Annotated in this window: 10 protein-coding genes; 4 read left to right on the top strand and 6 right to left on the bottom strand. The window is 74.3% G+C overall.

Translation table 11 applies throughout. The features are described from left to right. Positions 1-21: 21 nt before the first annotated feature. The 3 genes from E1283_RS24840 to E1283_RS24850 all read right to left on the bottom strand — a co-directional run bounded on the left by E1283_RS24840 (position 22) and on the right by E1283_RS24850 (position 2045). Positions 22-933, bottom strand: a complete 912-nt coding sequence (locus E1283_RS24840; RefSeq protein ID WP_132820370.1) for a ribonuclease Z — start codon at positions 931-933, stop codon at positions 22-24. Then, positions 933-1292 (bottom strand): histidine triad nucleotide-binding protein, encoded by a 360-nt coding sequence (locus E1283_RS24845; RefSeq protein ID WP_132820371.1) that lies wholly within the window; start codon positions 1290-1292, stop codon positions 933-935. The genes E1283_RS24840 and E1283_RS24845 overlap by 1 nt, the downstream gene beginning before the upstream one ends. A gap of 156 nt (positions 1293-1448) precedes the next feature. Beyond that, on the bottom strand, positions 1449-2045 hold the full coding sequence (locus E1283_RS24850) for a TetR/AcrR family transcriptional regulator (RefSeq protein ID WP_132820372.1): 597 nt from the start codon (positions 2043-2045) through the stop codon (positions 1449-1451). A 101-nt stretch (positions 2046-2146) separates the two neighbouring features. Here E1283_RS24850 and E1283_RS24855 point away from each other — a divergent pair, with 101 nt between their 5' ends. Further along, positions 2147-3562, top strand: a complete 1416-nt coding sequence (locus E1283_RS24855) for an MFS transporter (RefSeq protein WP_132820373.1) — start codon at positions 2147-2149, stop codon at positions 3560-3562. Between the two features lie 18 nt (positions 3563-3580). On the opposite strand, the gene E1283_RS24860 is transcribed toward E1283_RS24855, so the two are convergent. The 3 genes from E1283_RS24860 to hrcA are packed head-to-tail and all read right to left on the bottom strand — an operon-like array spanning position 3581 to position 6500. Further along, positions 3581-4327, bottom strand: coding sequence for a 16S rRNA (uracil(1498)-N(3))-methyltransferase (locus tag E1283_RS24860; protein WP_132820374.1), 747 nt, complete (start codon positions 4325-4327; stop codon positions 3581-3583). 15 nt (positions 4328-4342) lie between these two features. Next, complete coding sequence (dnaJ, locus tag E1283_RS24865) at positions 4343-5482, bottom strand: molecular chaperone DnaJ (protein ID WP_132820375.1); 1140 nt, start codon at positions 5480-5482, stop codon at positions 4343-4345. A 1-nt stretch (position 5483) separates the two neighbouring features. Beyond that, complete coding sequence (gene hrcA, locus E1283_RS24870) at positions 5484-6500, bottom strand: heat-inducible transcriptional repressor HrcA (RefSeq protein WP_132820376.1); 1017 nt, start codon at positions 6498-6500, stop codon at positions 5484-5486. A 185-nt stretch (positions 6501-6685) separates the two neighbouring features. Between hrcA and E1283_RS24875 the strand changes: the two genes are divergently transcribed. Genes E1283_RS24875 through hemW form a run of 3 tightly spaced genes read left to right on the top strand, consistent with a single transcriptional unit; the run spans position 6686 to position 9546 of the window. Then, positions 6686-7393, top strand: a complete 708-nt coding sequence (locus E1283_RS24875) for an MBL fold metallo-hydrolase (protein ID WP_132820377.1) — start codon at positions 6686-6688, stop codon at positions 7391-7393. A 12-nt stretch (positions 7394-7405) separates the two neighbouring features. Next, positions 7406-8266 carry a DUF3097 domain-containing protein gene (locus E1283_RS24880; protein WP_132820378.1) on the top strand — a complete coding sequence of 287 codons (861 nt, stop codon included), beginning with the start codon at positions 7406-7408 and terminating at the stop codon, positions 8264-8266. A 50-nt stretch (positions 8267-8316) separates the two neighbouring features. Continuing rightward, positions 8317-9546, top strand: coding sequence for a radical SAM family heme chaperone HemW (gene hemW / locus E1283_RS24885; protein ID WP_132820379.1), 1230 nt, complete (start codon positions 8317-8319; stop codon positions 9544-9546). The last annotated feature ends 17 nt before the right edge of the window (positions 9547-9563 follow it).

Consider the following 9563-nt stretch of genomic DNA (forward strand, 5'->3'; position numbering starts at 1 on the left):
GCTGTGTATAAGAGACAGCCCTCAGCGGGTCGAACGAGACGGCACCGGCACCCGCATCAAATCCTCGGCGATCGTCAGATCGCCCCGGTAGCCCGCCTCCCGCGCCTCCGCCGCGAACGCGTCGGCGTCCACGTACCGTTGCGAGAAGTGCGTCAGCACCAGGTGCCGGACCCGGCTCTCGGTCGCGACCCGGGCCGCCTGGCCGGCCGTCAGGTGGCCGAACTCCTCGGCCAGCGCCGCGTCCTGGGCCAGGAAGGTGGATTCGATGACGAGCATGTCGCAGTCCGCCGCGAGCGCGTAGACGCCGTCGCACAGCCGGGTGTCCATCACGAACGCGAACCGTTGGCCGGGGCGCGGCTCGCTGACGTCGGCCAGCCGCACGCCCCGCAGTTCACCGGCGCGCTGCAACCGCCCGACGTCCCGTCCGGTGATGCCGTGTGCGGCGAGGCGGTCGGGCAGCATGCGGCGGCCGTCCGGTTCGACGAGGCGGTAGCCGAAGGACTCGACGGGGTGGGAGAGCCGGTGGGCGCTCAGCGTGAAGCCGGGTGTCTCGGCGATCGGCCCCTCGGCGGTGACGGGGTCGGCGAGCACCCGGGCGGTCTCGCGGTAGGCGGTGGCGTGCCGGAGCCGGTCGTAGTACTGCTGGCCGCTGGCCGGGTAGTGGACGGTGACGGGGTGCGGCACCTGGTCCAGGTTGATGCGCTGGATGACGCCGGCGAGGCCGAGCGAGTGGTCGCCGTGGAAGTGCGTGACGCAGATCCGGGTGAGCCGGTGGGCGCTGACGGAGGCGAGCAGCAGCTGCCGTTGGGTGCCCTCGCCGGGGTCGAAGAGGATGGTGTCGGCGTCCCAGCGCAGGGCGTAGCCGTTGTGGTTGCGGTGCCGGGTGGGCACCTGGCTGGCCGTGCCGAGGACGACCAGCTCGCGGGCCGACATCAGCCGGGGGGCCATTCCAGACCGCGCCCGCCGAGCAGGTGGGCGTGCGCGTGGAAGACGGTCTGGCCGGCGCCGGCGCCGGTGTTGAAGACGACGCGGTAGCCGGTGCCGTCCACCTTCTCGTCGGCGGCGATCTCGCCGGCGAGCAGCAGGAGTTCGGCGGCCATCTCGGGCTCGGCGGCGGCCAGGGTGGCGGCGTCCGGGTAGTGGGCCCGGGGGATCACCAGCACGTGGGTGGGGGCCTGCGGGTTGATGTCCCGGAAGGCCACCGCGGTTTCCGTCTCCCGGACCACCGTGGCCGGGACCTCGCCCGCCACGATCTTGCAGAACAGGCAGTCTGCCTGCGGTTCTCCCGCCATCGCGCGGTGCCCTCCCGAAACGTCCGACAGCTCGATCCGATACGCACCGGATGGTATCGCGACCGGCCTCGGCGAGGACCTTCGCCGCTGCCCGCCGCTGCCCGCCGCTGACCGCGACGCCCGTGGGGACGGCGGGGCGCGACCGGCCCCGCCCGGCTACTCCGGGGCGGGCACGGGCTGCCCCGGCGGGGTGAAGGCGGCGAGCAGTGTGCCGGTGATGGCGTGCGGCGCGGCGGCCTCGTCGAGCCGGCCGGCGGTGATCTCGTCGGCCGCCGTGTGCAGCACCGAGAAGAACGTGGCGACCAGCCAGGGCACCGGGACGTCGGCGCGGAACGTGCCCTGCTCGCGGCCGCGTTCGATCAGTCGCTCGATGCGGCGCAGCGGTTCCTCGTGCAGTTCCCTGACCCTGCCGTGGGGCAGGCCTCGTTGGGCGGCGGTCAGCAGCGCGCGCGACTGGCTGACGATCCGCCAGGAGGAGCGGATCAGCGCCGTCATGGCCTGACGCGGGTCGCCCTCGATGTCCAGGTCGTCGAGCGCGGCGTCGGCGTGCCGCATGGCCCTGGAGAACACGGCGTCGAGGAGTTCGCCCCGCGAGGCGAAGTGGCCGTAGAGCGTGACGCGGCCGATGCCGGCCGCCTGCGCGATGTCCGCGACGCTCGCGTCGGGATCGCGGCTCAGGCACTCCACCGCGGCGTCGAGGATCGCCGTCACGTTGCGCCTGGCGTCGGCTCGTCGGCCCCGGGTCACCGGCATGTCGTGGCTCTCCCATCTCGCCGTTAGTCGAACAGCGGTGTTTGAGTTAGCCTAGCGCCAATAACTCGAACACACCTGTTTGACTTACAGGAGGTGCCCGGATGCGTCCGCATCCCCCCGCCCACGAACCGCCCGACCCGCTCCGCTGGCGGATCCTGGCGCTGCTCAGCGCCGCGCAGTTCATGCTGGTCCTCGACGTCACCGTGGTCACGGTCGCGCTGCCCGACATCGGAGCCGGCCTGGCGCTCGGCAGAACCCAACTGACCTGGGTCGTCACGGCCTACACGCTGATGTTCGGCGGGCTCATGCTGCTCGGCGGCCGGGCCGCCGACCTCGTCGGCGCGCGGCGGCTGGTGCTGGCGGGGCTCGCCGTCTTCACCGCCGCCTCGCTCACCGCCGGGCTCGCCGGCGACGCCGCCGTCCTCATCGGCGCGCGGATGCTCCAGGGGGTCGGCGCCGCGCTGCTCTCCCCCGCGGCCCTCTCCGTGGTCGCCACCACCTTCCACGGCCAGGAGCGGAACCGGGCGCTCGGGGTGTGGGCGGCCGTCGGCGGCACCGGCTCGGCGGTCGGCGTGCTGGTCGGCGGGCTGCTCACCGCGGGGCCCGGCTGGGAGTGGATCTTCCACGTCAACGTGCCCATCGGCCTCGCGCTGCTCGCCCTGCTGCCCGGCGCGCTGCCCGTCACCGCCCGGGCCACCCGCCGCGACCCGCTGGACATACCCGGCGCCCTGCTGGTCACCTCGGCCACGGCGGCCACCATCTACGGGCTCACCAACGCCGGCGACGACGGCTGGGGCGCGCCAGGCACGCTCGTGCCGCTCGCCGCCGGACTCGCGCTCTACGTCGCGTTCGGGCTGCTGCAACACCGGTCGCCGGCACCGCTGATGCGCCTCGCGCTGCTGGCCCGCCGCCCGGTGCTGACCGGCGCGTTCCTGATGCTGGTCGCCACCGCCCTGCTGATCTCGTCCTTCTTCCTCGGCTCCTTCTACCTCCAGGGGCCGGAAGGGCACGGGCCGTTGGCCACCGGGGCGCTGTTCCTGCCGGTGGCCGTCGGCACCGTGGTCGGGGCCCAGCTCGCCGGGCACGCGATGGGCCGCGTCGGGCCGCGGTGGGTGGCCGTGCCCGGGCTGCTGACGGCGGCCGGCGGCCTCGCCATACCCGCGGCGGGGGCCGGCACCGTCTCCCTGGTGGTGGGGCTGAGCGTGGCGGCGGCCGGCCTCGGCGCGGGCTTCGTCGCCGCGACCACCACCGCGCTGGCCCGGGTGGAGCCGGCCGAGGCGGGGCTGACCTCGGGCATCGTCAACACCTGCCACGAGTTCGGCGGCGCGATCGGCGTCCCGGTGGTCTCCAGCATCGCCGGCGCCGGCATCGCCGCGGGAGGCGCCGCGGCGCCCGACGGCCTCGCCGACGCGCTGACCTTCACGACCCTCACCGCGGCGGCCGCCGCGGTGGCCGCGCTGATCCTGGTGCCGGCGGGCCGCCTGCCAGCGGGGGCCGCGACCGCGCACGTGCACTGAGCGGCGGCCCCTGCCTGGCTACGCCCAGCGGCCGGTCCTGGTGAGCAGCAGGGCGGTGGCGGCGGTGCCGGCCGTCGAGGTGCGGAGGATGGTGGGGCCGAGGCGGTGGGCGCGGGCGCCGGCCGCCTCGAAGGCGGCCAGCTCCTCCGGCGTGACGCCGCCCTCGGGGCCGACCACCAGCACGATCTCGCCCTCGGCGGGCAACTCGGCCGAGGCCAGCGGCTCGGCGCCGGCCTCGTGCAGGACGCCGGCGAACGCGGCGTCCGCCAGCACGGCGGCGACCTCACTGGTGGTCAGCGGCTCGGCGATCTCGGGGATCCGCAACCGCCGCGACTGCTTGGCGGCCTCCCGGGCGGTGGCCCGCCACTTCGCCAGGGCCCTGGCGCCCCGCTCGCCGCGCCACTGGGTGACGCAGCGGGCCGCGGCCCAGGGGATGATCCGGTCGACGCCGGTCTCCGTCATGGTCTCGACGGCCAGCTCGCCCCGGTCGCCCTTGGGCAGGGCCTGGACCACGGTGATCGACGGCAGCGGCGGCGGCTCGTGGCGGAGCTCGGCGACCGCGACCTCGAGACGTTCCCTGCCGTCGACGGCGGCCACCGTGCCGAGCGCGCCGGCACCCCGGCCGTCGGTGAGGACGATCGGCTCGCCGACCCGCAGCCGCCGCACGGAGACGGCGTGCCGGCCCTCGGCGCCGTCCAGCGGCAGCAGCCCGCCGGGGCCGGCCGCCGCCAGCGACTCCACGAGGAAGACGGGCGCCGTGCTCACCTGCTCACCGCCGGCTCACCGACCGTTGAACGCGTCCTTCAGGCGCGAGAAGAGGCCCTGCTGCCCCGGCTGAAACTGGCCAAGCGGCCGCTCCTCGCCCCGCAGCTTGGCGAGCCGCCGCAGCAGCTCCTCCTGCTCCGGTTCGAGCTTCTGCGGCGTCTGCACCTCGACGTGCACGACGAGGTCGCCCCGGCCGTTGCTCCGCAGGTGCGTGACGCCCCGGTTGTGGAGCGGGATCGACTGCCCCGACTGGGTGCCCGGCCGGATGTCGACCTCCTCCATCCCGTCCAGTGTCTCCAGCGGGACCTTGGTGCCGAGGGACGCGGCCGTCATCGGGATGGTGACCGTGCAGTGCAGGTCGTCGCCGCGCCGCTGGAAGACCGGGTGCGGCTTCTCCCTGATCTCCACGTACAGGTCGCCGGCGGGGCCGCCGCCGGGGCCGACCTCGCCCTCGCCGGCCAGCTGGATCCGGGTGCCGTTGTCGACGCCGGCCGGGATCTTCACCGTCAGCGAGCGCCTGGTGCGCACCCGGCCGTCGCCCGCGCACTCGGGGCAGGGGGTGGGCACCACGGTGCCGAAGCCCTGGCACTGCGGGCAGGGCCGCGACGTCATGACCTGGCCGAGGAAGGAACGGGTGACCTGGGAGACCTCGCCGCGGCCGCGGCACATGTCGCAGGTCTGCGCCGAGGTGCCGGGCGCGGCACCCTCGCCGTTGCAGGTGCCGCAGACCGTGGCCGTGTCGACCTGGATCTCCTTGGTGGTGCCGAACGCCGCCTCGTTCAGGTCGATCTCGAGCCTGATCATGGCGTCCTGGCCGCGCCGGGTGCGGGACTTCGGGCCACGCTGCGAGGCGGTGCCGAAGAACGCGTCCATGATGTCCGAGAAGTTCCCGAAGCCGGCGCCGCCGAAGCCGGCACCGGGACCGGCGGCACCGCCGGGCCCCATCGGATCCCCGCCCAGGTCGTACATCTGCTTCTTCTGCGGGTCGGAGAGCACCTCGTAGGCGGTGTTGATCTCCTTGAACCGCTCCTGGGTCTTGGGATCCGGGTTCACGTCCGGATGGAGCTCCCGCGCGAGACGGCGGAAGGCCTTCTTGATCTCCTCCTGCGATGCGTCACGCTGTACACCGAGGATCGCGTAGTAGTCCGCCGCCACCTTAGTTCTCCGCGAGAATCTGTCCGACGTACCGTGCCACTGCGCGTACCGCTCCCATCGTTCCCGGATAGTCCATGCGGGTCGGTCCGACCACGCCGAGCTTCGCCACCGCCTCGCCTCCTGAACCGTAGCCGACGGAGACGACCGAGGTGGACGTCAGGCCCTCGTGAGCGTTTTCATGCCCAATCCGGACGGTCATACCCGGATCCTTGGCCTCCCCGAGCAACTTGAGGAGCACGACGTGCTCTTCGAGTGCCTCGAGCACCGGCCGGATCGTCAGCGGGAAGTCCTGTCCGAAGCGGGTGAGGTTGGCGGTGCCGCCGATCATCAGCCGCTCCTCCTTCTCCTCCACCAGCGTCTCCAGCAGGATGGAGAGGACCACGGAGACCGTGCCGCGCTCCTCGGACTCGAAGGAGTCCGCCAGGTCGGCCACCAGGCGCGGCACCTCGGCGAAGCGCTCGCCGACGATCCGGCTGTTGAGCCGGGCACGCAGGTCGGCGATCGACATCTCGCCGAACGGCGCCGGGCAGTCGACCATGCGCTGCTCGACGCGGCCGGTGTCGGTGATCAGCACCAGCATCAGCCGGGCCGGCGCCAGCGCCAGCAGTTCCACGTGGCGCACGGTGGAGCGGCTGAGCGACGGGTACTGCACGACGGCGACCTGCCGGGTGAGCTGCGCGAGCAGCCGCACCGTGCGGGCCACCACGTCGTCGAGGTCGAGCGCGGACTCCAGAAAGCTGTGGATGGCGCGGCGCTCGGCGACCGAGAGCGGCTTGACGTCGGCGAGCTTGTCGACGAAGAGCCGGTAGCCCTTGTCGGTGGGCACCCGGCCGGCGCTGGTGTGCGGCTGGGCGATGTAGCCCTCCTCCTCCAGCACCGCCATGTCGTTGCGCACGGTGGCCGGGGAGACCTGAAGGTTGTGTCGCTCCGTGAGCGCCTTGGAGCCGACCGGCTCCTCGGTGCCCACGTAGTCCTGGACGATGGCTCGCAACACCTCGAGTCTGCGTTCACTGAGCATGCCGCACACCTCCCGCCCGGCCGTCGTTCCTGCCTGCCCGCCCTGGCACTCAGCTGTGGGGAGTGCCAACCCTGTCCAGTGTACGGCCGGGTACCACGGCCAGGGAATCGTGAACGGGGAGACGGTATCGCGTGATCGGCCGTCTCCCGGGCCGGAGGTTCCTGTCGTGAGGCTAACGTCGCAGCATGACGACGCGATGGGAAGACCTGGCGCCGGGAGTGGTGCGCCGGCGGCTGCCCGGCTGGGACGAGACGGTCGGCGCGGTGGCCTGCGTCGACGGGGTGCTGCTGTTCGACGCGGGGCCCTCGCTGCCGGCCGGCGCCGAGCTGGGCGACGAGCTGCGCGAGCGGTTCGGCCGCCCGGTGACCCGGGTGGTGCTCAGCCACCCGCACTTCGACCACGTGCTGGGCGCCGGAGCCTTCCCGGACGCCGAACGGTACGGTCCGCCCCTGACCGACTGGTCCCCGGTCGCCGACGACGCGGTGCGGCAGGGGGTCGACCCGGCGCTGGCGCGGGCCGCGGCCGACGCGCTCGGCGCGCTGCCGCCGGCCCGCGAGGTCGCCGGGGAGCTGGCGCTCGACCTGGGTGGCGGCCGAGAGGTGGTGCTCGCGGCCCTCGGCGCGGCGCACTCGCCCCACGACCTGGTGGCGCTGGTGCCGGGGCCGGTGCCGGTGGTGTTCTGCGGCGACCTGGTCGAGGAGTCGGGCGAGCCGCAGGCCGGCCCGGACGCGGACCCGGCCCGCTGGCCGGCCGCCCTGGACCGGCTGCTGGCGCTCGGCGGCCCCGAGGCGCGCTACGTGCCGGGGCACGGCGCGGTGGTGGACGCGGCCTTCGTCCGGGCCCAACGCACGGCGCTCGCCGAGCGGTTCGGGGTGGCGCCGGCGGCCTCGTGATCTGATGAGCCCATGCGTGGAAGACAGTACGGCGGGCAGCCGGGCAGGCACTACGACCCGGACCTGACGCCACCGTGGAAGCGACGCGCCCCCGTTCCCGAGGTGCCGGCCGACCCCGGCCTCGTCGTCGAGGACGCCGCGACCGGATTCTGCGGCGCGGTGATCCGCTGCGAGAAGACGGCGCAGGGGCCGACGGTCACGCTGGAGGACCGCTTCGGCGCCCACCGGGTGTTCCCGCTGGAGCCGGCCGGCTTCCTGTTGGAGGGGAAGACGGTGACGCTGGTCCGCCCGGCGCACACCTCCGTCGCGCCTTCCGGGCCGGCCAGGACCGCCTCCGGCTCGATCGCGGTGCCGGGCGCCCGGGCACGGGTGGCGCGCGCCGGGCGCATCTACGTGGAGGGGCGTCACGACGCGGAGCTGGTCGAGAAGGTCTGGGGCGACGACCTGCGGATCGAGGGCGTCGTGGTGGAGTACCTGGCCGGCGTCGACGACCTGCCGGCCGTCGTCCGCGAGTTCGCACCCACCGCCGAGGCCCGGCTCGGCGTGCTGGTCGACCACCTGGTGCCGGGCTCCAAGGAGTCGCGGATCGCCGCCGGGATCACCGACCCCGACGTGCTGATCGTCGGCCACCCGTTCATCGACGTCTGGCAGGCGGTGAAGCCGTCGGCGCTCGGCATCCCCGAGTGGCCCCGGGTGCCGCGCGGCCAGGACTGGAAGACCGGCGTCTGCCGGGCCCTCGGCTGGCCCGAGAACACCGGCGCCGCCTGGCGGCGGATCCTGGGCGCGGTGCGGGACTACCGCGACCTCGAACCCGGTCTGCTCGGCCCCGTCGAGCACCTGATCGACCACGTCACGGTGGGCGGGCCGGCCTAGCCGTCCGGGTGGTCGTCCGGGTGGTCGTCGCGGTGGCGGACAATGGGGGCATGCCCTCCGTCCTCCCCGACGGCGAACCGATGCCAGCGGACGGCGCGCTCCCCGCGCCCGCCCTGGCCGGGGCCGCCGAGCGTCCCCTCGCCTTCTACCTGCACGTGCCGTACTGCGCGACGCGCTGCGGCTACTGCGACTTCAACACCTACACGGCAGCCGAGCTGCGCGGCTCCGGCGGGGTGCTGGCCTCCCGGGACGACTACGCCGAGGTGCTGGCCGAGGAGATCCGGCTGGCCCGCAAGGTGCTGGGCGACGACCCGCGCCAGGCCGCCACGGTCTTCGTCGGCGGCGGCACACCCACGCTGCTGCCGCCCGGCGCCCTGGCCGCGATGCTGGACGCCGTCCGGCAGGAGTTCGGCCTGGCGCCCGGCGCCGAGGTGACCACCGAGGCCAACCCCGACTCGGTGGACCCGGCCTCGCTCACCGCGCTGCGGGAGGCCGGCTTCAACCGGATCTCCTTCGGCATGCAGAGCGCCCGCCGGCACGTACTGGCCGTGCTGGAACGCACCCACACCCCGGGCCGCCCCGAGGCGTGCGTGACGGAGGCCAGGGCGGCCGGCTTCGAGCACGTCAACCTCGACCTGATCTACGGCACCCCGGGCGAGACCGACGACGACTGGCGCGCCTCGCTCGACGCGGCCGTCGCCGCCGGGCCCGACCACGTCTCGGCGTACTCGCTGATCGTCGAGGACGGCACGAGACTCGCCGGCCGGGTGCGACGCGGCGAGGTGCCGGCGCCGGACGACGACGTGCACGCCGACCGCTACCTGATCGCCGAGGAGACCCTGTCGGCGGCCGGCTTCGGCTGGTACGAGATCTCCAACTGGGCCACGTCGGCGGAGGCCCGCTGCCACCACAACGAGCTGTACTGGACCGGCGCCGACTGGTGGGGCGCCGGCCCCGGCGCGCACAGCCACGTCGGCGGCGTGCGGTGGTGGAACGTGAAGCACCCCGGCGCGTACGCCGCGGCGCTCGCGGAAGGCAGATCACCCGGCGCCGGCCGCGAGCTGCTGACGGCGGACGACCGGCGGGTGGAACGGATCCTCCTCGAACTCCGCCTCGCGGCGGGCGCGCCGCTCTCCCTCCTCACGGCGGACGGCCTGGCCGCGGCGCGGAGCGCCGTCGCCGACGGCCTCCTCTCGGCACCGGCCTTCGCGGCGGGCCGGGCGGTTCTGACCCTGCGGGGGCGCCTGCTGGCGGATGCGGTGACGCGGGATCTGACGTAGGGGGTTCTCCCCCACCC

It is taken from the genome of Streptomyces hainanensis (assembly GCF_004348415.1).
GTDB classification, from domain to species: domain Bacteria; phylum Actinomycetota; class Actinomycetes; order Streptomycetales; family Streptomycetaceae; genus Streptomyces; species Streptomyces hainanensis.